Annotated in this window: 17 protein-coding genes; 10 read left to right on the top strand and 7 right to left on the bottom strand. The window is 74.9% G+C overall.

Going from position 1 to position 20,101, the window contains the following annotated elements; all coding sequences use genetic code 11:
- Positions 1–92 precede the first annotated feature (92 nt).
- A complete protein-coding gene (locus CXR04_RS05595; RefSeq protein ID WP_324840903.1) occupies positions 93–683 on the top strand; it encodes a GntR family transcriptional regulator in 591 nt (196 codons plus the stop codon).
- On the opposite strand, the gene CXR04_RS05590 is transcribed toward CXR04_RS05595, so the two are convergent.
- Positions 674–1,645 (bottom strand): acetylxylan esterase, encoded by a 972-nt coding sequence (locus CXR04_RS05590; RefSeq protein ID WP_101420776.1) that lies wholly within the window; start codon positions 1,643–1,645, stop codon positions 674–676. The two genes, CXR04_RS05595 and CXR04_RS05590, sit on opposite strands and share 10 nt — an antisense overlap.
- Before the next feature lie 124 nt (positions 1,646–1,769).
- Positions 1,770–2,768 (bottom strand): LacI family DNA-binding transcriptional regulator, encoded by a 999-nt coding sequence (locus CXR04_RS05585; RefSeq protein ID WP_101420775.1) that lies wholly within the window; start codon positions 2,766–2,768, stop codon positions 1,770–1,772.
- 138 nt (positions 2,769–2,906) lie between these two features.
- Here CXR04_RS05585 and CXR04_RS05580 point away from each other — a divergent pair, with 138 nt between their 5' ends.
- Genes CXR04_RS05580 through CXR04_RS05570 form a run of 3 tightly spaced genes read left to right on the top strand, consistent with a single transcriptional unit; the run spans position 2,907 to position 6,823 of the window.
- A complete protein-coding gene (locus CXR04_RS05580) occupies positions 2,907–3,659 on the top strand; it encodes a sugar phosphate isomerase/epimerase family protein (RefSeq protein WP_101420774.1) in 753 nt (250 codons plus the stop codon).
- Positions 3,656–4,765, top strand: coding sequence for a Gfo/Idh/MocA family protein (locus tag CXR04_RS05575; RefSeq protein WP_101420773.1), 1,110 nt, complete (start codon positions 3,656–3,658; stop codon positions 4,763–4,765). Before CXR04_RS05580 ends, CXR04_RS05575 begins: the two co-directional genes overlap by 4 nt.
- Before the next feature lie 33 nt (positions 4,766–4,798).
- Positions 4,799–6,823: an FAD-dependent oxidoreductase gene (locus CXR04_RS05570; RefSeq protein ID WP_234380075.1), complete on the top strand. Its 2,025-nt coding sequence runs from the start codon at positions 4,799–4,801 to the stop codon at positions 6,821–6,823.
- A gap of 32 nt (positions 6,824–6,855) precedes the next feature.
- Here CXR04_RS05570 and CXR04_RS05565 read toward each other — a convergent pair whose 3' ends face one another.
- From CXR04_RS05565 to CXR04_RS05555, 3 genes are all read right to left on the bottom strand, one after another.
- Positions 6,856–7,416 (bottom strand): dihydrofolate reductase family protein, encoded by a 561-nt coding sequence (locus CXR04_RS05565; protein ID WP_101420771.1) that lies wholly within the window; start codon positions 7,414–7,416, stop codon positions 6,856–6,858.
- A 330-nt stretch (positions 7,417–7,746) separates the two neighbouring features.
- Positions 7,747–8,685, bottom strand: a complete 939-nt coding sequence (locus CXR04_RS05560; RefSeq protein WP_101420770.1) for a LysR family transcriptional regulator — start codon at positions 8,683–8,685, stop codon at positions 7,747–7,749.
- 24 nt (positions 8,686–8,709) lie between these two features.
- On the bottom strand, positions 8,710–9,210 hold the full coding sequence (locus tag CXR04_RS05555; RefSeq protein WP_101420769.1) for an Lrp/AsnC family transcriptional regulator: 501 nt from the start codon (positions 9,208–9,210) through the stop codon (positions 8,710–8,712).
- A gap of 115 nt (positions 9,211–9,325) precedes the next feature.
- Here CXR04_RS05555 and CXR04_RS05550 point away from each other — a divergent pair, with 115 nt between their 5' ends.
- A complete protein-coding gene (locus tag CXR04_RS05550) occupies positions 9,326–10,237 on the top strand; it encodes an EamA family transporter (RefSeq protein ID WP_234380074.1) in 912 nt (303 codons plus the stop codon).
- Between the two features lie 106 nt (positions 10,238–10,343).
- Here the strand turns inward: CXR04_RS05550 and CXR04_RS05545 are convergent, their stop codons facing one another.
- Both CXR04_RS05545 and CXR04_RS05540 read right to left on the bottom strand, forming a co-directional pair.
- Positions 10,344–11,123 carry a hypothetical protein gene (locus tag CXR04_RS05545; protein ID WP_101420767.1) on the bottom strand — a complete coding sequence of 260 codons (780 nt, stop codon included), beginning with the start codon at positions 11,121–11,123 and terminating at the stop codon, positions 10,344–10,346.
- Positions 11,124–11,408: 285 nt separating this feature from the next.
- On the bottom strand, positions 11,409–13,217 hold the full coding sequence (locus CXR04_RS05540; RefSeq protein ID WP_101420766.1) for a PucR family transcriptional regulator: 1,809 nt from the start codon (positions 13,215–13,217) through the stop codon (positions 11,409–11,411).
- Positions 13,218–13,475: 258 nt separating this feature from the next.
- Between CXR04_RS05540 and CXR04_RS05535 the strand changes: the two genes are divergently transcribed.
- From CXR04_RS05535 to CXR04_RS05515, 5 genes are all read left to right on the top strand, one after another.
- The gene (locus CXR04_RS05535) at positions 13,476–14,375 is read left to right on the top strand and encodes an FAD binding domain-containing protein (protein ID WP_101420765.1); all 900 of its coding nucleotides are present in this window, start codon (positions 13,476–13,478) and stop codon (positions 14,373–14,375) included.
- The gene (locus tag CXR04_RS05530; protein WP_101420764.1) at positions 14,375–14,854 is read left to right on the top strand and encodes a (2Fe-2S)-binding protein; all 480 of its coding nucleotides are present in this window, start codon (positions 14,375–14,377) and stop codon (positions 14,852–14,854) included. Before CXR04_RS05535 ends, CXR04_RS05530 begins: the two co-directional genes overlap by 1 nt.
- The gene (gene pucD / locus CXR04_RS05525; RefSeq protein WP_101420763.1) at positions 14,854–17,244 is read left to right on the top strand and encodes a xanthine dehydrogenase subunit D; all 2,391 of its coding nucleotides are present in this window, start codon (positions 14,854–14,856) and stop codon (positions 17,242–17,244) included. The genes CXR04_RS05530 and pucD overlap by 1 nt, the downstream gene beginning before the upstream one ends.
- 187 nt (positions 17,245–17,431) lie before the next feature.
- Positions 17,432–18,895, top strand: a complete 1,464-nt coding sequence (locus CXR04_RS05520) for an NCS2 family permease (RefSeq protein ID WP_101420762.1) — start codon at positions 17,432–17,434, stop codon at positions 18,893–18,895.
- Between the two features lie 30 nt (positions 18,896–18,925).
- Positions 18,926–20,098, top strand: coding sequence for an XdhC family protein (locus CXR04_RS05515; RefSeq protein WP_101420761.1), 1,173 nt, complete (start codon positions 18,926–18,928; stop codon positions 20,096–20,098).
- Positions 20,099–20,101: the final 3 nt, after the last annotated feature.

Below are 20,101 nucleotides of genomic sequence, written 5' to 3'. Positions count from 1 at the left end.
GGGAAGGGGCAAGGGGCGCCGGGTTACCGTGGGGCGCGAGCGCCGCCCAGTGGGCGTACTTCTGTCGCGAATCGGGGGAACCAGTGGAGGACGTGCCGCATCCGCCGGCGGTACCCGGCCGGCGCCGCACCCCGGCCGGGGTGCGCCGGCACTCCGTACGCGGCCAGGTGCTCGACGCGCTGCGCGCCGCGGTGGCGGACGGCGAACTGCGGCCCGGCGAGGTGTACTCCGCGCCCGCGCTGGGCGAGCGGTTCGGCGTCTCGGCGACCCCGGTGCGCGAGGCCATGCAGCAACTCGCCGCGGAGGGTGCGGTGGAGATACTGCCGAACCGCGGCTTCCGGATCCTCGCGCCCAGCGCCCGCGACCTGGCCGAGCTGGCGGAGGTGCGCGCGCTGCTCCTCGTGCCGCTGCTGCACCGGCTGGCGGCCGGGCTGCCGGCCGAGCGCCGGCTGACGCTGAGCCGGCTGACCGGCGACGACGCGGAGTTCCACGAGGCACTGGTGGCGCTCTCCGGCAACCGCCAGTTGGCCCGCGTCGCGGGCCAACTGCGGGCCAGGGCGCGGCCCCCGGCGGCCGCGCCCGCCCGCCGGCAGGCGCTGGTCGACGCGCTCGCGGCGGGCGACGCGGCGGCGGCCGAGGCGGTGCTGCGCGAGCTGCTGGGCGCCCCGGACCGCTACGTCTGAAGCCAGGCCAGCGAGGTCACCCGGTGGTCGTTCCCGCCGCCCTCGTGGCCGTTCCACCGGTAGACCTCGATGCCCTTGGGCCCGCCCCAGTGGTTGTACGACGCGAAGACCGTCGACGGCGGGCACACCTCGTCCATCAGCGCCACCGAGTACAGCGCCGGCACGGTGGCGCGGGCCGCGAAGTTGAGCCCGTCGAAGTACGAGAGGGTCCGGAACACCCGCTCGTCCGCGTCCCGTTGCGTCGCCAGGAAGAGGACCAGTTCCTGGTACGGGTTCTTGTCGGTGATCGCGACCGCCCGGCGGAAGTGGTTGAGGAACGGCACGTCGATCATCGCCGCCCGTACCCCCGGGTGCAGCCCCGCGACCGCGGTGGCGATCGCCCCGCCCTGGCTGCCGCCGCCGACCGCGATCCGGTCGCCGTCCACCGCCGGGTGCGCGGCGGCGGCGTCCACGGCGCGTACGGCGTCGGTGAAGACGCGGCGGTAGTAGTACTCCTCCGGGTCGAGCACGCCGCGGGTCATGAAACCGGGGGTCTGGGCGTTGCCCGTGCCGTACGGGTCGGGGGTGGAGCCGGCGTTGTTGCGGTGGGCGGCGCCCTGGCCGCGGGTGTCGACGACGAAGACGGCGCGGCCGGCGGCGGGCCAGAACAGGTGGTCGTGCGGGAGTCCGCGGCCGCCGCCGTAGCCGATGTAGTGCATGACGCACGGCACGGGCCCGTCGGCGCCGCGCGGCAGGACGAGCCAGGCGGAGATCCGGTGGCCGCCCCAGCCGGCGAAGGACACGTCGTGCACGTCGACCGCCGTCAGCCCCGTCGGGTACGGGCGGAACTCCGGTGCCAGGCCGCCCGCCGCCACCTCTGCCTCGGCGAGGGTGCGGCTCCAGAAGTCGTCGAAGTCGGCGGGCTCCTCGCGCTCGGGGCGGTAGTCGCGCAGCTCGGCGAGGGGCAGATCGAACAGGGCCATGCGGATGCTCCAGTCGGTCGTGACGGCGGTGCGGGTTTGCGGGTGCGGGCGGGGGAGCGGGGGAGCCGTGCGGCGCGTACGGAACGAATCCGGCGGCGGACGCCGGGGCGCGTGCGCTCCGGGCTCAGCGGGCCGGCGGCGGGCCCGTGGACGCCCGTACCGTCAGCGTGGTCGCCAGCTCCACCTGCTCGGGCTGCGCCGCCCCGCCCTCGCCGTGCAGCCGCAGCATCCGGAACGCGGTGGCCGCCATCGCCTCCAGCGGCTGGACGACGGTGGTCAGCGGCGGTGCCGCCCACGCGGCGACCGGGGTGTCGTCGAAGCCGGTGACGCTCATGTCCGCCGGCGCCCGCAGCCCCCGTTCCGCCAGGGCCTGGAGCACGCCGAACGCCTGCCCGTCGTTCGCCGCGACCACCGCCGTGGGCGGCTCGGGCAGGTCGAGCAGCGCCAGCGCCCCGGCGCGGCCGTCGGGCGCGAAGAAGTCGGCGTTGCGGATCAGCTCCTCCTCGACCGGCAGCCCGGCCTCCAGCAGCGCGGCGCGGTAGCCGTCGAAGCGGGCGCGGGCGGACCAGATCGTCAGCGGCCCGGTGAGGGTGGCGATGCGGCGGTGGCCCAGCTCGATGAGGTGGCGGGTCGCGGCGAGGCCGCCTTGCCAGTTCGTACAGCCCACGGAGCGTACGCCCGCGCCCGGTTCTGCCGGCGGGTCGATGGCGACCAGCGGGATGCGCTTGGCCGCCAGCCGCGCGCGGGTCTCCGGCGCGGGTACCTGGTGAACGAGCAGGACGCCGTCGCTGCCGCGCGCCATGATGCGCTCCAGGGTGTGGCGCAGGATGTCGGCGCTGTCGGGCACGCTGTCGATGACGATCCGGCAGTCGGCCTCGGCGCCGGCCTCGACGGCGCCGGTGACCAGGGCGTCCGCCCACGGGCTGTTGAGGCTGCCGATGACGAGGTCGACGACGCCGGCGCCGCGGGAGGGCCGGTAGCCGTGGTCGGCGAGCAGTCTCGCGATGCGCTCGCGGGTGGCGGGGGCGACGTCGGAGCGGGCGTGCAGGACCTTGGAGACGGTCGACACCGAGACGCCGGCGCGGGCGGCGATGTCGCTGAGGGTGGCCTGTTCGGGCGGCATGGCGGAGTCCTTTTCGAAAACTTTGGCCAGCCTGACCTTCGACTTCCGACCCTGTCAAGGGTGTTGACGGAGGTCCGCCCGGCTCCTAGCGTCAACTGGCGAGCGAAAAATTGTCGAAAACGATCGCCGGAGGAGACCATGAGCCCGTCCCTGGGCGTGCAGCTCTACACCGTTCGCGACGAGATCGCCGCCGACCGGCCCGGCACGTTCGCCGCGCTGGCCGGCTTCGGCTACCGCCAGGTCGAGTGCTACGACGTGCTGACCGACCCCGAGGCGCTCCGCGCCGACCTGGACACCGCCGGCCTCGCGGCCGGCTCCGTGCACGCGCACCTGCTCGCCGGGCCGGAGCAGGCCGACGCCGCCTTCCGGGGCGCGCGCACGGTCGGCGCCGACACCGTCTTCGTGCCGTATCTGCCGCCGGAGCGGTTCGCCGACGCCGAGGGGGTGCGCGCGGTGGCCGGTGAACTGGCCGAGGCCGCGAAGCGCGCCGCCGGGCAGGGCCTCGCGCTCGGCTACCACAACCACGAGTTCGAGCTGTCCCAGCACGTCGGCGGCGTCCCCGCGCTGGAGGTGCTGGCCGACCTGCTCGCCGGGCTCGACGCCCCGGTGCAGTTCGAGGTGGACACGTACTGGGCGGCGGTCGGCGGCCAGGACGTACCCGCGCTGCTCGGCCGCCTCGGCGAGCGCGTCACCCACCTGCACATCAAGGACGGGCCCGTCACCAAGGACGACCCGATGACCGCCGTCGGCGCCGGCCGGATGCCCGTGGAGGCCGTGCTCGCCGCCGGCGCGGGCGCCCGCCGCCACATCGTCGAACTCGACGCCTGCGCCACCGACATGCTCACCGCCGTCCGCGAGAGCTTCGACTGGCTGGAAGGGAAGCGCCGATGACCGCCGGAGAACCCCTGGGCGTCGCCGTCGTCGGCTGCGGCACGATCAGCGACCAGTACCTGACGAACCTCACCGCCTTCCCCGACCTGCGCGTGCTGTTCTGCGCCGACCTCGACGCCGAACGCGCCGCCGCGCAGGCCGCCGCGTACGACGTACCGGCGCACGGCAGCGCTCGGGACGCCCTCGCCCACCCCGGCGTCGAACTGGTCGTCAACCTCACCGTCCCCGCCGCCCACCACGAGGTGGCCGCGGCGGCGATCGACGCCGGCAAGCACGTGTGGAACGAGAAGCCGCTGACCCTGGACCCCGTCTCCGGTGCCGAGCTGGTCACCCGGGCCGCCGGGGCGGGCGTGCGGCTCGGCTGCGCCCCGGACACGTTCCTCGGGGCCGGGCTGCAGACGGCGCGCCGGCTCGTCGACGACGGGGCGATAGGGGTGCCGCTGAGCGGCCTCGCGCTGATGCAGACCCCGGGCCCGGAGTCGTGGCATCCCAGCCCCGAGTTCCTCTTCCGGCGCGGCGCGGGGCCGCTGTTCGACGTGGGCCCGTACTACCTGACATGTCTGGCCACGCTCTTCGGCCCGGCCGAGCGGGTCGCGGCGGTGGCCCGCAGGGCGCGCGAGACACGGATGATCGGGTCAGGGCCCAAGGCGGGCACGGAGTTCGCGGTCGAGGTGCCCACGCATGTCGCGGCGCTCCTCGACTACGCGGCGGGTCAGACCGCCTCGCTGGTGGTCAGCTTCGACTCCCCGCTGAACCGGCAGGGGTTCGTGGAGATCACCGGCACCGAGGCCACGCTCGCGCTGCCCGACCCGAACCGCTTCGACGGCTCGCTGCGGCTGCGGCCCGCGGGCTCGGCGGAGTGGACGGAGATCGAGGCGGCGGGCGCGACCGCGGGGCGCGGCATGGGCGCGCTCGACATGGCCAGGGCGCTGGCCGCGGGCGAGCCGCACCGCGCGTCGGGCGAGCTGGCGCAGCACGTGCTGGAGACCATGGCGGCGGTCGAGAAGTCGGCGCGGGACGGGGAGTTCGTGCCCGTCCCGGGCGCCGGCTTCGCCGTGCCGGCGGCGCTGCCGGCCGACTGGGATCCGGGCGTACGGATGCGTTGACGTCCCTCCGGGGCGCGGGCACACTCCGGAACCATGGCAGAGAAAGCGCTTTCTCGACGTGGTTTGCTCGCCGCGGGCGGCGCGGGTCTCGCGCTGCCCGCCCTGGGCCCGAGGGCGTACGCCGGGGGCCGCGGCCCCTTCCGGGCCGACCTGGTGGTCTACGGCGGCACCTCGGCCGGGGTGATCGCCGCCGTGCAGATGCGCCGGATGGGCGGCACCGCCGTGGTGCTGGAGCCCACCCGGCACATCGGCGGCCTCACCACCAGCGGCCTCGGCGCCACCGACACCGGCAACACCTCGGCCATCGGCGGTCTGGCCCTGGAGTTCTACCGCCGGGTGTACGCCAAGTACCACGGCACGCCCGTCACCGACGACTCCCCGGCCCGCTACACCTTCGAACCGCACGTCGCCTCCGAGGTCTTCGCCGACCTCCTCGCCGAGCACGACGTGCCCGTGGTGCTCGGTGCCCGGCTGCGCTCCGCCGACCGCCGCGGCGACCGCATCCGCCTGCTCGTCACCGACGACGGCCGCGCGTACGAGGGCGGGGTGTTCGTGGACGCGACGTACGAGGGCGACCTGATGGCCCGCGCCGGCGTCGACTTCACCACCGGACGCGAGGGCAACGCCGCGTACGACGAGACGCTCAACGGCGTCCAGCACCGCGACAAGCACCAGTTCGTCCACCCCGTCGACCCCTACGTCACCCCCGGCAGCCCCGCCAGCGGCCTGCTGCCCGGCGTCGCCGCCGACGCGCTCGCGCCCGACGGCACCGCGGACGAGGCGATCCAGGCGTACTGCTTCCGGATGTGCCTCACCCAGGCCGCCGACCGCATCCCCTTCCCCAAGCCCGCCGGCTACGACCCCATGCGCTACGAACTCCTCCTGCGCTACGTCCAGGCGGGCTGGCGCGGCCCGTTCTACACCACCCACCAGATGGGCGGCGGCAAGACCGACTCCAACAACAACGGCGCGTTCTCCACCGACAACATCGGCTTCAACTTCGGCTATCCGACGGGCACGTACGCCGAGCGCGCCCGCATCCACGCCGAACACGTCGACTACCAGCAGGGCCTGATGTGGTTCCTCGCCAACGACGCGCGGCTGCCGGAGTCCGTGCGCGCCCAGACCGCCGCCTGGGGCCTGCCGCGAGACGAGTTCACCGGCTCAGGCGGCTGGCCGCCGCTGCTCTACATCCGCGAGGCGCGCCGCATGGTCTCCGCGTACGTCATGACCGAGCACGACTGCCGCGGCGCGGTGCGCGCCGCGGACTCCGTCGGGCTCGCCTCGTACACGATGGACTCGCACAACTGCCGCCGCCTGGTCGTGGACGGCGTCGCGCGCAACGAGGGCGATGTGCAGGTCGGGGTGCGGGCGCCGTACGGGATCAGCTACCGCTCGCTGACGCCGAAGCGCGCGCAGTGCACCAACCTGCTGGTGCCCGTCGCGCTGTCCGCCTCGCACATCGCGTACGGCTCGATCCGGATGGAGCCGGTCTTCATGATCCTCGCGCAGTCCGCGGCGACCGCCGCGCGGATGGCGCTCGACCGCGGCGGCGCGGTGCAGCAGGTGCCGGTCGCGGCGCTGCAGGCGCGGCTGCGCGCGGACGGGCAGTTCCTGGAGTGGCCGCCGAGCGAGCCCGGCGAGATCGTCGTCGACAACGTCTCCGCCACCGGCGTCACCTCCGCCGGCACCTGGAAGAGCAGCACCGCGATCTCGAACTACTACGGCTCCGACTACGTGCACGACGACAACACCGGCAAGGGCACGGTCTGGATGCGCTTCCGGCCGGAGCTGCCGGCCGCCGGCGCGTGGGACGTCGCGCTGTGGTGGACCGCCGACGCCAACCGCGCGACGAACGTGCCGGTGGACGTGGAACACGCCGGGGGCACGCAGACGTACACCGTCGACCAGCGCTCGCGCGGCGGGCAGTGGGTGGTGCTGGGCCGGCACACCTTCGCGGCGGGGACGGCGGCGGCCGTACGGGTACGCAACGACGCCACCGACGGCTACGTGGTCGCGGACGCGGTGCGCTTCACACCGGCGGCGGGCGCGTCCTGACGGAGGCCCCGCCGTCGCCCCGCGGCGGCTCCCTACCCTTCCGCGACGAGGTGGTAGCGCACGTCGACCTCGGCGAAGGGCTGTGCACCCTGGGCGTGCCGCAGCCTTACCGGCGTGCCGCCGGGGTTGTCGAAGAGCCGGATGCCGTCACCGAGCAGGACGGGCGCGATGTGCAGGCCGATCTCGTCGACCAGGCCGCGTTCGAGCAGTTGGCGGCCGATGGTCGGGGAGAGGACTTCGAGGTTCTTGCCGTCGGCGGCCGCCAGCCCGATCCGCACCGCCTCGGCCACGTCGCAGTTGAGGAACGTGACGCCGTCGGCGGGTGTGGCGCTTTCCGGATGATGGGTGAGGACGAAGATCCGGCCCTTCCAGTCCTCGGTGTAGGGCCGGGCGGTCGGGTCGCGGTCCCAGCCGTTCCGCCCGCCCAGGACCGCGCCGGTGGTCTCGACGTACTCCTCCACCACGCCGTCGCGGCCGGTGACGCCGGCCAGCCAGCCCATGGAGTGGCCGGGGCCCGCGACGAAGCCGTCGAGCGACATGCTGAAGTGGAGGAGGACCTTGCCGGCGGCCCGTTGCGGTTCGAGGTCGAACATGTGCTGCTCCTTGGCTCGTCACGCCGGTGCGAACGCACCCGCTGCACGTCAGACCAGCCGGCGGCCGGAAACTCATCGCCGCCTCCCGCCGCGACGGTGCCGACCTCCGAGGATGGGCGGGCGAGACGCCCGGCGACTCCTGGGAGGGGGCGGCCGGGCAGTGCGGACCGCCGGACCGGCGACCCGGCGCCTACTCCCCGGGTTCTCCCGGGCGGAAACGATGGCTCGCGGCCGGGCGGCCGGAGGCTCGTGCACCCCTCGCGGGCCGACGTCCGGCTACCGCTGCCACCGCGGCAGGCCGACCGGTCCGCGGGCCGGTCAGCGGGCCGGTCAGCGGGACCATGCCGGGGCCCAGGTCCCGGTAGTGTCCGCGGCTGCGTGGCGCGGGCTGCGGGCGGCGGCGTAGTCGCGCAGCAGGGCGAGGCCGGGGTGCGCGTTGTGGGTGTGCCAGTGCAGCAGGTGCGGGTAGACGGGGGTCGGGTCGAGCAGGGGGATGCGGCACAGGTCGTAGTCGACGGGCCAGACGAGCGGGGTCCGCTCGCTGAGGAAGGTGCCCACCGCGGCGGATTCGGCGATCGTGTCGAGCAGGCTCTCGACGCCGAAGTTCGGGCCCACCGCGTCGATGACGAAGCCGAACTCCGCGGCCATGTCCTCGTAGTACGCGGCCCACTCGGTGCCCGGATCGTTGCCCGGCATCCAGATCCGGTGCCCGGCGAGCTGCGCGGGGCTGACGGAACGGGCGCCGGCGAACTCGTGCGCCGGGCCGGTGACGAGCTGCAGCGGCTCGTACATCACGTACCCGACGGCGATGTCGTCGGGCAGCTTCCGGCCGGGCGGCGGTAGCGTGCGGAACGTCGCGTCGATCGTGCCGTCGCGCACCGCGTCGACGGCCGGGCCGCCGCCGTAGACCGTGACGACGTCCAGCTCCACCTCGGGGTGCGCGCGGTGGAAGTCGCGCAGCAGCCCGGCGGTTGCGACCCGGCGCCCGACCACGTCCACGCGCAGCGCCCGGCTCCCGGGCCGTACGGAGGCCGCGGCCCGCTCCGCGGCCTGCAGCAGCGCGCGGGCGTGCGGCAGGAACGCCTGGCCGTCGATGGTGAGCTTCGCGCCGCGCGCGGTACGGGTGAACAGCCGCACCCCGAGGCCCTTCTCCAGCCCGGCGATCCGTTTGGAGACGGCCTGCTGGGTGAGCATCAGCTCGGCCGCCGCCTCCTGGAACTGGCCGGTGTCGGCGGCGGCGACGAAGGTGCGTACGGCATCGAGGTCCACGCCCGGCAACCCTAGCCGCAGCCGCTACGGAACCCGCCCCCGCGCACCGCCGCCGCCCCCGGCTCCCGTCCCGCCGTCCTCCTCCGCGTAGGCGCCGAGCCCCGGCGTCCGCGGCGGCACCGCCGTCGACTGGACGATCGACGTCGTCGTCTGCCCGTGCAGCAGGAAGCGGTCGAGCACCTCCTCGAAGGTGTCGAGGTCCGTCGCGTGCACCTTGAGCAGGAAGCAGTCCTCGCCGGTGATCCGGTGGCACTCGCTGACCTGCGGCAGGCTCCGCGCCAGCGCCGCGATCCGCGGCAACTGCCCCGGCCCGGGACGCACCCGGACGAACGCCGCCACCGGGTAGCCCAGGGCGGCCGGGTCGACGTCCAGGCGGTAGCCGCGGATCACCCGGGACTCCTCCAGCCGCCGCACCCGCTCGCGGGCGGTGGGCACGGAGACGCCGGTGCGCCGGGCCAGCTCGGCCATGGACAGCCGGGGGTCGGCGTCGAGTTCGGTCAGGATCGAGCGGTCGAGTGCGTCCACCGTTTCACCTTGGCACGGGGGACGCCCGTTTCGTACCCCTGAGTGCAAAGCGATCCGCCGCCGGGCTTTCCGGTTCGCCATGGCCCGCGGAGGCGTGCGTTGCGACGATTCCTGCGTGGCCGACTCCCTGCCCCGCAGCCCCGCCGCCGCCTCCGGCGGCCGGCTCGCCCTGGCCGCCGAGCGGGTGCCGCCGCCGGCGTTCCTCGTCTCCTCCGCGGTCTTCCACTACCTCGGCCCGGCGTGCGCCGTCCTGCTCTTCGCCCGCCTCGACGTCCTCGGCGTCGCCTGGCTGCGGATCGCCTCGGCGGCGCTGGTCTTCGCCGTCTGGCGGCGGCCGTGGCGCGACTGGCGCGCGGCGACGCCGTACCAGCGGCGGCTTCTGGTGGCGATGGGCGCCGTGCTCGCCACCATGAACTGCACGTTCTATCTGGCCCTTGAGCGGCTGCCGCTGGGGACGGTCGGGGCGGTGGAGTTCCTGGGGCCCGTGGTGCTGGCCGCGGCGGGGGTGCGGACCCGGCGGAACGTCGCCGCGCTGGCGCTGGTCCTCGCGGGCGTCGCGCTGCTGACCGACGTGCACCTGGTCGCGGAACCGCTCGGGCTCGCGCTGGCGTTCGGCAACTGCGCGCTGTTCGTGCTCTACGTCGTCCTCGGCCACCGGCTCGCGGCGGACGGCGGCGCGTCCGGGGTGGGGCGGCTCGGCGCGGCGATGCTGGTGGCGGCGGTGGTCGCGGCGCCGGCGGGGCTCGCGCAGGGTGCGGCGGCCGTGACGTCGCCGGTGCTGCTGGCGGCGGCGTTCGGGGTGGGGGTGTGCTCGTCGGTGATCCCGTACGTGTGCGACCAGCTCGCCATGGCGCGGGTGCCGCGGGCGACGTTCGCGCTGATGCTGTCGCTGCTGCCGGCGACGGCGGCGCTCATGGGCGTGGCCGTCCTCGGCCAGGTGCCGGGCGCGGCGGAGGCGGCGGGCATCGCGCTGGTCGTCGCGGGCGTCGCGGTGCACCGGGAGCGGGACGCGGCGGCGGGCGCGTAGCCGCGGATACGGGCGGTGAAGACGGCCGGAAATGGACTGTCCTTACGGCCGAACTCCTCTCCGCACTGCGTCGGCCCGGCCGCTCGCCGGGACCCCGCGGGCCGCGTCAGTCCGCCGCCGCCACCCGCCGGGGCTCCTCACCCAACTGCTCCGCCAGCCACGACGGCACCCCGTCCAGCAGCCGCACGAGCCGCGTCGCCTCCGCCCGCAGCCGGCCCGCCTCCGGCTCCGACTCCACGTCGGCCAGCGCCATCAGCGCCGGCGCCGTACCGATCAGGTAGCCCACCTCCTCGCGCAGCCGCAGCGACTCGCGGAAGCCGTGCCGCGCCTCCGCGAGGTCGCCGGCGTCGGCCGCGAGCGAGGCGAGGTGGCGCCAGGTGAACGAGCACAGCAGCAGGTCGCCCTGCTCCTCCGCACCCGCGTGGGCGCGGCGGAACGCCGCCAGCGCCGCCGTCGCGTTCTTCGTCAGGTGCTGGGCGACGAGACCGCGCCGGAAGTCCAGCATCGGCCGGTACGGCGACGTCGGAGCCAGCAGCGCCGCGGCGCGGCCGAGCGCCGCGCGGGCCTCGTCGGAGCGGTCGCGCTCCTGGAACAGCGTCGAGGCGTACGCGAGATAGCCCCGCTCGCACGCCGTGACGCCGCGGTTCTCCCCGTCGATCGACAGCGCCTCCGCGTTGCGCACCGCGTCCTCCGCGCGCTCCCAGCCGGCGGCCGTGAACATGCACTGCTCCACCAGCAGCGCCGCGCGCTGCCGCGCCGCCTCGGCGTCGGTCCCGGCGGTGTCGTCGAGGAGCGCCGCGGCGTCGTCCCAGCAGCCGCGCGAGCGCAGCCGCCAGATCGCCCGCTCCAGCGGATCCTCCGACATCACCGATTCCGACCGTGCCATGGCGGTATCCGCCACTTTTGCCTCCCCAACGCGCCGTCGAGCCAAGGAACAACAAGAATCAACGCAGCCCAGTGTGAGTCGAATCTCAGCACGAAGTCTGCCCTGGGCCAAGAGCTTGCGTGAACGACTTCACAAGATCTTGGCCAACGGATTGCCCGCGACACGGGAACGACGCGCCCGAACGTTCGGCGCGGACGGCGACGTTCAGCGCGCGGAGCCGCAGCACGTGCGGGGCCGGCTCCTCGTGGCCTCCGGCGGACACGCCGCCCGGCCGGGCGGCGGCGGTCAGCGCATGCGCAGGGCGAGGAAGAAGTCGAGTTTGTCCTCCAGCCGGGCCAGGTCCCGGCCGGTGAGCTGCTCGATGCGGCCCACCCGGTAGCGCAGCGTGTTGACGTGCAGGTGGAGGCGGGCCGCGCAGCGGGTCCAGGAGCCGTCGCAGTCCAGGAACGCCTCCAGGGTCGCCACCAGCTCCGCCCGGTGGCGGTGGTCGTACGCGCGCAGCGGGTCCAGCAGCCGGGCGGTGAACGCGCGGCGTACGTCGTCGGGGACGAAGGGCAGCAGCAGCACGTGCGAGGCCAGCTCCTCGTGGCCCGCGGCGCACACGCTGCCCGGCCGGGCGGCGGCGACCCGGCGCGCGTGCCGGGCCTCCTCCAGGGCGCCGCGCAGCCCCTCCGAGGAGTGCACCGCGGCGCTGATGCCGAGCGTGAGCCGGCCGTCGTCGGCCAGCGCGCGGGCCAGCGGCTCCCGTACGGCGGCGAGCAGCACCGCGGCGCGCAGCCCGGCGCCGGCCACCGCGCCGCTCGCCGCCCCGGGGCCGCCGGTGCGCCCGCGGCCCGGCCCGGCACCCCCGGCGGCGCCCTTCCGGGACCGGCCGCCCGCCGCGCCGGGGTCCGCGCCGCCCTCCTCCGGCCGTCCGTCCGCCGCCGCCCGCGCCGGGACCGCGGGCAGCGGCACCAGCGCCACCGCCTCGTCGCCGGTGTGCGCCACCGCGATCCGCTCGGCCGGGTCCCGGTCCGCGCCCGCGAGCATCTCCTCCAGCATCGCCTGCGCCACCGGACCACCCGCGATCCCCGGCTGCCCGTACGGAACCTCCCACTCGACCCGCGCCACCACCACCTGCCACTGCGGTGCCGCCCCGATCCCCGGCAGCAGCACCGGCACCGCCACCCGCAGCCGGGCCGCGATCTCCGCGGGCTGCGCCCCGGCCTGCACCAGCTCCAGCACCTCCTGCGCCAGCCGCCGCCGCACCGACCGCGCGGCGTCGCGCCGCTCCCGCTCCACGGCGATCAACTGCGTGACGCCGTGCACCAGGTCCAGCCGCTCCGGCGGCCACTCCCCGGCATCCGCCTCCACCGCCAGCAGCCAGTCGGAGAGCACCGTCTCGCGCAGGTCCCGCCCGCCGCCGACGGGGAAGAGCGAGTACGTCACGCCCCCGCCCGCCGCCGGCAGCGTCACCCGGTGCGGCCCCGGCCGGCCGCCGCGCAGCGCCCCGAGGTGCTCGCCGGCCAACTGCGCCCGCAACTGCGCCGGCAGCCGCCCCCCGGCCGCACCGGCCGCGGTGCCGGCGATCTGCCGGCCGGTGGGGGACAGCACCCAGGCGCGCAGGTCCAGATCGGAGCCGAGGAGGTCGAGCACCACGTCGGGGCCGCCGCCCGCGGGTCCGGACGACATCAGCCGGCGGTGCCGCTCGACCACGGCCGCCAGATCGCCGGCCCGCTCGCCGGAGACCTGGCGGACGACGTGCTCGGTGATGGCGGCGAACGCGACGTCCTCGTCCACCGCGAAGAGCGGCAGCCGGTGCCGCGCGCACGCGCGCACCAGGTCCTCCGGCACCCCCGCGCCCGACAGCTCCGCCTCGCCCGCCGCGAGCCCCGCGACACCGGCCGCGGCCAGGATCCGTACGAAGGGCTCGGAGTCCTGCGGCCCGTGCCGCCAGGCGAGCCCGGTGAGGACCAGTTCGCCGCCGGACAGATAGCGGCTCGGGTCCGTCAGGTCGGTGGTCATCACGCCCCGCACCGTGCGGTCCAGCTCGTCCGCGCCGCCGAGGAGCCGCAGGCCCAGCGCCTCGGAGTCCAGGAGTGCCCGCAGCCTCATGCGCGTCCCCTTGCTGTCGGTCGTGCGTCGGCCCGCCCGCCCGTGCGCGCGGGGCGCCGGGCGGTCGTCGTGGGATGTCCCGCAGGGGAAGGATGCCCCGGACTTCGTTCGAATCTACAAGAACCGGGTTCTGGCCTGCCCCTTGCTTCATGTTTTCCGTGACTGCACCCGGACGGCGGCGTTTCTGTGTACTTGGGCCACGTTCCGTCAACAGCTCAAGCACGCACCCGCACTTTCGAGGGAAAGCCGAGAGGACCCATGGACTTCCTGCGCCCCCCAAGCTGGGCGGAAGCGCTCGCCGCCAAGGCCGAGCACCCGGAGGCCGTACCGATCGCGGGCGGCACGGACCTCATGGTCGAGATCAACTTCGACCACCGCCGCCCGGAGTACCTGCTCGACCTCAACCGCATCGGCGAGTTGGAGGAGTGGGAGACGGGCGCCGACACCGTGCGGCTCGGGGCCTCCGTGCCGTACGCGCGCATCATGGCGGAGCTGGGCGGGGCGCTGCCGGGTCTGGCGCGGGCGGCGCACACCGTGGCGTCCCCGCAGATCCGCAACCGCGGCGGCGTCGGCGGCAACCTCGGCACCGCCTCCCCGGCCGGCGACGCGCACCCGGCGCTGCTGGCCGCGGGCGCCGAGGTGGAGGCGGAGTCCGTACGGGGCAGCAGGCGGATCCCGATCGACGAGTTCTTCACCGGCGTCAAGCGCAATGCGCTCGCGCCCGACGAGCTGATCAAGTGGGTGCACGTCAAGAAGGCCACGGGGCCGCAGGAGTTCTCCAAGGTCGGCACCCGCAACGCCATGGTGATCGCCGTGTGCGCGTTCGGCATCGCGCTGCATCCCGGCACCCGCACGGTCCGTACCGGCATCGGCTCGGCCGCGCCGACGCCCGTGCGCGCCACCGCCGCCGAGGAGTTCCTGAACGCCGCGCTGGCCGAGGGCGGCTACTGGGACAGCGGCAGGACGCTGCCCCCGGCGCTCGCCCGGCAGTTCGCCGAGCTGGCGGCGGGCGCCTGCAACCCCATCGACGACGTGCGCGGCAGCGCGCGCTACCGCCGGCACGCGGTCGGCGTCATGGCGCGCCGCACGCTCGGCTGGACCTGGGAGTCGTACCGCCGGGGCGCGGCGGGAGCCACACGAGCCGAAGGAGCCGCGTGATGCGGGTGACGTTCACCGTCAACGGCCGCGAGCAGCAGGCCGACGACGTCTGGGAGGGCGAGAGCCTGCTGTACGTGCTGCGCGAGCGGATGGGCCTGCCGGGCTCGAAGAACGCCTGCGAACAGGGGGAGTGCGGCTCCTGCACGGTACGGCTCGACGGCGTGCCGGTGTGCGCCTGCCTGGTCGCCGCCGGGCAGGCCGAGGGCCGCGAGGTCGTCACGGTCGAGGGGCTGGCGGGGGACGGCCTCTCCGCGGTCCAGCAGGCGTTCGTCGACGCCGGCGCCGTGCAGTGCGGCTTCTGCACCCCCGGTCTGCTGGTCGCCGCGGACGACCTCCTGGAGCGCTGCCCCTGGCCGATGTCGCCGTCGGACGCCGACATCCGCGAGGGCCTGTCGGGCAACCTGTGCCGCTGCACCGGCTACGAGAAGATCCTCGACGCGGTCCGGCTCGCCGCCGCCCGCAGGGGCGAGGGGGCCTGATGTCCGACGTCACCCGCATCCCGACCAGCCTCACCCAGGGTTCGCAGACCGCCGGCGGCATCGGCGAGTCCAAGCTGCGCCCCGACGGCACGCTGAAGGTCACCGGGGAGTTCGCGTACTCCTCCGACCTGTGGCACGAGGACATGGTCTGGGGCCACACGCTGCGCTCGCCGTACGCGCACGCCGAGATCGTCGCCGTCGACACCTCCGCCGCCCTCGCCCAGGCCGGGGTCTACGCCGTGCTCACGTACGACGACCTGCCCGCCGCGCAGAAGAACTACGGCCTGGAGATCGCCGACACCCCCGCGCTCGCCGCCGGCCGGGTGCGCCACCACGGCGAGCCGGTCGCGCTGGTCGCCGCCGACCACCCCGAGACCGCCCGCCGGGCCGCGGCGAAGATCCGCATCGAGTGGCGGGAGTTGCCGCTGGTCACGGACGAGGAGTCCGCGCTCGCCCCCGGCGCGCCCGTGCTGCACCCCGACCGCGCCGACGGCCACGCGCGGCACGTACCGCACCCGAACATCGTCCACCGCCAGCCGGTCGTCCGCGGCGACGCCGCCGCGGCGGCCCGCAGGGCGGACCACATCGTCACCGGCGAGTACGAGTTCGGCATGCAGGACCAGGCGTTCCTCGGCCCGGAGTCAGGGCTCGCGGTGCCGGCGGAGGACGGCGGCGTCGATCTGTACGTCGCCACCCAGTGGCTGCACGCCGACCGGCGGCAGATCGCGCCGGTGCTCGGGCTGCCGGAGGAGAAGGTGCGCATGACGCTCTCCGGCGTCGGCGGCGCGTTCGGCGGGCGCGAGGACCTGTCGATGCAGATCCACGCCTGCCTGCTGGCGCTGCGCACCGGCAAGCCGGTCAAGATGGTCTACGACCGCTTCGAGTCCTTCTTCGGCCACGTGCACCGCCACCCGGCCAGGATCCGCTACGAGCACGGCGTCACCGCCGAAGGACGGATCACTCACGCCCGCTGCCGCATCGTCCTCGACGGCGGCGCGTACGCCTCCTCCACCCCGGCCGTCGTCGGCAACGCGGCGTCCCTGTCCATGGGCCCGTACGTCGTGGAGGACGTCGAGATCGAGGCCGTCGGGCTCTACACCAACAACCCGCCCTGCGGCGCGATGCGCGGCTTCGGCGCCGTCCAGGCGTGCTTCGCGTACGAGGCGCAGATGGACCGGCTGGCCGCGGCGGTCGGCATGGACCCGGTGGCGTTCCGGCAGTTGAACGCCATGTCGCAGGGCTCGCGGCTGCCGACCGGGCAGCAGGTCGACTCCCCGGCGCCCGTGGCGGAGATCCTGCGCCGCGTGCAGGCCAGGCCGCTGCCGCCGGAGCGGCAGTGGGAGAGCGCCGGCGGCGCCGCGGACGTACGGGCGCTGCCCGGCGGGCTGTCCAACACCACCCACGGCGAGGGCGTCGTACGCGGCGTCGGCTACGCGGTCGGCATCAAGAACGTCGGCTTCTCCGAGGGCTTCGACGACTTCTCCACCGCCCGGGTGCGGCTGGAGGCCGTCGGCGGCGAGCCGGTGGTCACCGTGCACACCGCGGCGGCCGAGGTCGGCCAGGGCGGCATCACCGTGCAGGCACAGATCGCCCGCACCGAACTCGGCGTCGCCCGGGTCGTCATTGCCCCGGCCGACACCCGGGTCGGCTCCGCCGGCTCCACCTCCGCCTCCCGCCAGACGTACATGACGGGCGGCGCGGTACGGAACGCCTGCGCGGCGGTGCGCGAGCAGGTCCTCGCCCTCGGCCGGCGCAAGCTCGGCACGTACCACCCCGCGTGGGCGACGGCAGAACTGCTGCTGGAGGGCGGCAAGGTCGTCACGGACGGCGGCGAGGTCCTCGCCGCCCTGGCGGACGTGCTCGACGGCGAGCCGGCCGTGGACGTCGAACTGCCCTTCAGGCACCGGCCCACCGAGCCCTTCGACATCGAGACGGGGCAGGGCTTCGGCCACGTCCAGTACTCCTTCGCCGCGCACCGCGCGGTCGTCGAGGTCGACACCGAACTCGGCCTGGTCAAGGTCGTCGAGCTGGCCTGCGCCCAGGACGTCGGCAAGGCGCTCAACCCGCTGTCCGTCGTCGGGCAGATCCAGGGCGGCACGACGCAGGGCCTGGGCGTGGCGGTGATGGAGGAGATCGTGGTCGACCCGGCGACCGGGCGGGTGCGCAACCCCTCGTTCACCGACTACCTGATCCCGACCATCCTCGACACCCCGGCCATCCCCGTCGACGTGCTCGAACTGGCCGACCCGCACGCGCCGTACGGGCTGCGCGGCGTCGGCGAGGCGTCCACGCTCTCGGCGACCCCGGCGGTGCTCGCCGCCATCCGCCAGGCCACAGGACTGGCCCTGACCAAGGCCCCTGTACGGCCGGAGCACCTCACCGGCACCTGATCCGCACCCGAACCCCACTGAACCCCACTGAACCCCACTGAACCCCACTGAACCCCACTGAACCCCACCTGAAACGGCACCACCGCACCAGCAGTTCCCTTCGCCTCGGGCCGTCCCCCGGGTCGTGCAGCACCACCCATCCCAAATCCCGCAACCGCGGGTGCCCCTGTGAACCTTGGGAGAACGCATGACCCAGTCCTCCGTCGACCGGCGCGCGGAAGCGCCGGCCGGGCATTCCGGCACCGCCGCCTCCGGCCGCACCTCGTGGCTCGACCGCCACTTCGGGATATCCCGGCGCGGCTCCACGGTCGCGCGCGAGGTGCGCGGCGGGCTCACCACCTTCATGGCGATGGCCTACATCCTGCTGCTCAACCCGCTGATCCTGGGCGGCGAGGACGCGGCGGGCAACGTCCTCGCCCAGTCCGGACTGATCACCGCCACCGCGCTGGCCGCCGCGGTCACCACCCTGCTGCTGGGCTTCTTCGGCAAGGTGCCGCTGGCCGCGGCCGCCGGGCTCAGCGTCTCGGGCGTGCTCGCCAGCCAGGTCGCGCCGCAGATGACGTGGCCGCAGGCGATGGGCATGTGCGTCGCGTACGGCGTCGTGATCATGCTGCTGGCCGTCACCGGGCTGCGCGAGATGATCATGAATGCGATCCCGCTGGCCCTCAAGCACGCCATCACCATGGGCATCGGCATGTTCATCGCGCTGATCGGCCTGGTGAACGCCGGCTTCGTGCAGGCCGGCGAGGCGAAGATCGTCACGCTCGGCGTGAACGACCAGCTCCGCGGCTGGCCCGTGCTCGTCTTCTGCCTCACCCTGCTGCTGATCTTCATGCTCCAGGCGCGCAACGTACCCGGCGCCATCCTCATCGGCATCGTCGCCGGCACGGTCGCGGCGGTCGTCGTCAACGCGGTCGCCGACCTCAAGCCGGAGGCGTGGGCGAACGGCCGGGCGCCGGAGCTGCCGGCCGGCGGGGTCACGTCCACGCCGGACTTCGGCCTCCTCGGCGAGGTGTCGTTCCGCGGCTGGGGCGACGTCGGCGTGATGACCGTGAGCATGATCGTCTTCACGCTGGTGCTGGCCGGGTTCTTCGACGCGATGGCCACCATCATCGGCGTCGGTACGGAGGCGAAGCTCACCGACGAGCGGGGCCGGATGCCGGGGCTGTCGCGGGCGCTGTTCATCGACGGCGCCGGCGGCGCCGTCGGCGGCGCCGCGGGGGCCTCCGGGCAGACGGTGTTCGTGGAGTCCGCGACCGGCGTCGGCGAGGGTGCCCGCACCGGTCTTTCGAGCGTCGTCGTCGGGCTGCTGTTCGCGCTGGGGCTGCTGTTCACCCCGCTGGCGCAGATCGTGCCCGGCAACGTGGCCGCCGCGGCGCTGGTCGTCATCGGCGCCATGATGATGGCGAACGCGCGGCACGTGGACTGGGCCGACCGGGGCGTGGCCGTGCCGGTGTTCCTGACGGTCGTGCTGATGCCGTTCACGTACTCCATCACGGCGGGCGTCGCCGCCGGCGTCATCTCGTACACGGCGATCAGGGCCGCCCAGGGCAAGTGGCGCGAGCCCGGCCCCTTCATGTGGGTGCTGACCGCCGTGTTCGTCGTCTTCTTCGCGCTCCATCCGATCGAGCAGTGGATGGGTGTCAAATAGGACCAGCGGCCTTGTGAGGAGCTGATCAGCATGCTGGACATCGCTGCCGACCTCGCCCGGTGGTGCGCGGAGGGCCGCCCCTTCGCCGTCGCCACCGTCGTGGGCACCAGCGGCTCCGCGCCGCGCGGCCCGGGCGCCGCGCTGGCGGTGGACGCCGCGGGCACGGCGGTCGGCAGCGTGTCCGGCGGCTGCGTCGAGGGCGCGGTGTACGAGCTGTGCCGGGAGGTCCTCGAAACCGGCGAGGTGGTGCTGGAGTCCTTCGGCTACTCCGACGAGGACGCGTTCGCGGTGGGGCTCACCTGCGGCGGGGAGATCGACATCCTCGTCACGCCGGTCACGGCCGGCGGCGTGCTCCGTACGGCGCTCGCCGCCGCCGCGCAGGGCGAGGCCGCGGCGGTCGCGCGGGTCGTCGGCGGGCCGGCCGCGCTGGTCGGGCAGGCGCTGCTGGTACGCCCCGATGGCACGTACGACGGCCGCTTCGCGGGTCCGCTGCCCGGCCTGCCGGACTGGGACGGCGCCGCGCTGGAGCGCACCGCCGCCGCCGAGGCCGCCGCGCTGCTCGACGCGGGGCGTACGGACACGGTGCCGGTCGGCGCGGCGGGCGCGCGCTGCGGGGAGCCGGTGACACTGCTGGTGGAAGTGAGCGTGCCGGCGCCGCGGATGGTGGTCTTCGGCGCGATCGACTTCGCGCACGCGCTGGTCCGCATCGGCAAGTTCCTCGGCTACCGCGTCACCCTCTGCGACGCCCGCCCCGTCTTCGCCACGGCCCGCCGGTTCCCGGAGGCCGACGAGGTGGCGGTGCGCTGGCCGCACGAGTACCTGGCGGACGCGCTGGCCGCGGGGGAGCTGGACGGGCGCACGGTGCTGTGCGTGCTCACCCACGACCCCAAGTTCGACGTGCCGCTGCTGACCGCCGCGCTGCGGCTGCCCGTGGCGTACGTCGGCGCGATGGGCTCGCGCCGCACGCACCTGGACCGCAACCGGCGGCTGCGCGAGGCGGGCGTCACCGACCTCGAACTCGCCCGGCTGCGCTCGCCGATCGGCCTCGACCTCGGCGCCCGCTCGCCGGAGGAGGTCGCGGTCTCCATCGCCGGGGAGATCGTCGCGGCCCGCCGGGGCGGCACGGGCGTGCCGCTGACGGGCGCGCACACGCCGATCCACCGGGAGCGGGGGGCGGCGGGCCGGATCGGCGACGTGGCCTGAGAT

Origin of the sequence: Streptomyces sp. CMB-StM0423 (assembly GCF_002847285.1) — a bacterium.
In the GTDB taxonomy this organism is placed as follows: domain Bacteria; phylum Actinomycetota; class Actinomycetes; order Streptomycetales; family Streptomycetaceae; genus Streptomyces.
Note: the sequence above shows the minus strand (reverse complement) of the source record. Positions and strands in the feature narration are given on the sequence as shown.

Bases quoted from the DNA above. Each gene is read 5' to 3' on its own strand.
- CXR04_RS05565 (WP_101420771.1), bottom strand. From the start codon at position 7,416: ATGTTCGACCTCGAACCGCAACGGGCCGCCGGCAAGGTCCTCCTCCAC.
- pucD (WP_101420763.1), top strand. From the start codon at position 14,854: ATGTCCGACGTCACCCGCATCCCGACCAGCCTCACCCAGGGTTCGCAG.
- CXR04_RS05545 (WP_101420767.1), bottom strand. From the start codon at position 11,123: ATGGCACGGTCGGAATCGGTGATGTCGGAGGATCCGCTGGAGCGGGCG.
- CXR04_RS05575 (WP_101420773.1), top strand. From the start codon at position 3,656: ATGACCGCCGGAGAACCCCTGGGCGTCGCCGTCGTCGGCTGCGGCACG.
- CXR04_RS05515 (WP_101420761.1), top strand. From the start codon at position 18,926: ATGCTGGACATCGCTGCCGACCTCGCCCGGTGGTGCGCGGAGGGCCGC.
- CXR04_RS05540 (WP_101420766.1), bottom strand. From the start codon at position 13,217: ATGAGGCTGCGGGCACTCCTGGACTCCGAGGCGCTGGGCCTGCGGCTC.
- CXR04_RS05580 (WP_101420774.1), top strand. From the start codon at position 2,907: ATGAGCCCGTCCCTGGGCGTGCAGCTCTACACCGTTCGCGACGAGATC.
- CXR04_RS05535 (WP_101420765.1), top strand. From the start codon at position 13,476: ATGGACTTCCTGCGCCCCCCAAGCTGGGCGGAAGCGCTCGCCGCCAAG.
- CXR04_RS05590 (WP_101420776.1), bottom strand. From the start codon at position 1,645: ATGGCCCTGTTCGATCTGCCCCTCGCCGAGCTGCGCGACTACCGCCCC.
- CXR04_RS05585 (WP_101420775.1), bottom strand. From the start codon at position 2,768: ATGCCGCCCGAACAGGCCACCCTCAGCGACATCGCCGCCCGCGCCGGC.
- CXR04_RS05530 (WP_101420764.1), top strand. From the start codon at position 14,375: ATGCGGGTGACGTTCACCGTCAACGGCCGCGAGCAGCAGGCCGACGAC.
- CXR04_RS05570 (WP_234380075.1), top strand. From the start codon at position 4,799: ATGGCAGAGAAAGCGCTTTCTCGACGTGGTTTGCTCGCCGCGGGCGGC.
- CXR04_RS05520 (WP_101420762.1), top strand. From the start codon at position 17,432: ATGACCCAGTCCTCCGTCGACCGGCGCGCGGAAGCGCCGGCCGGGCAT.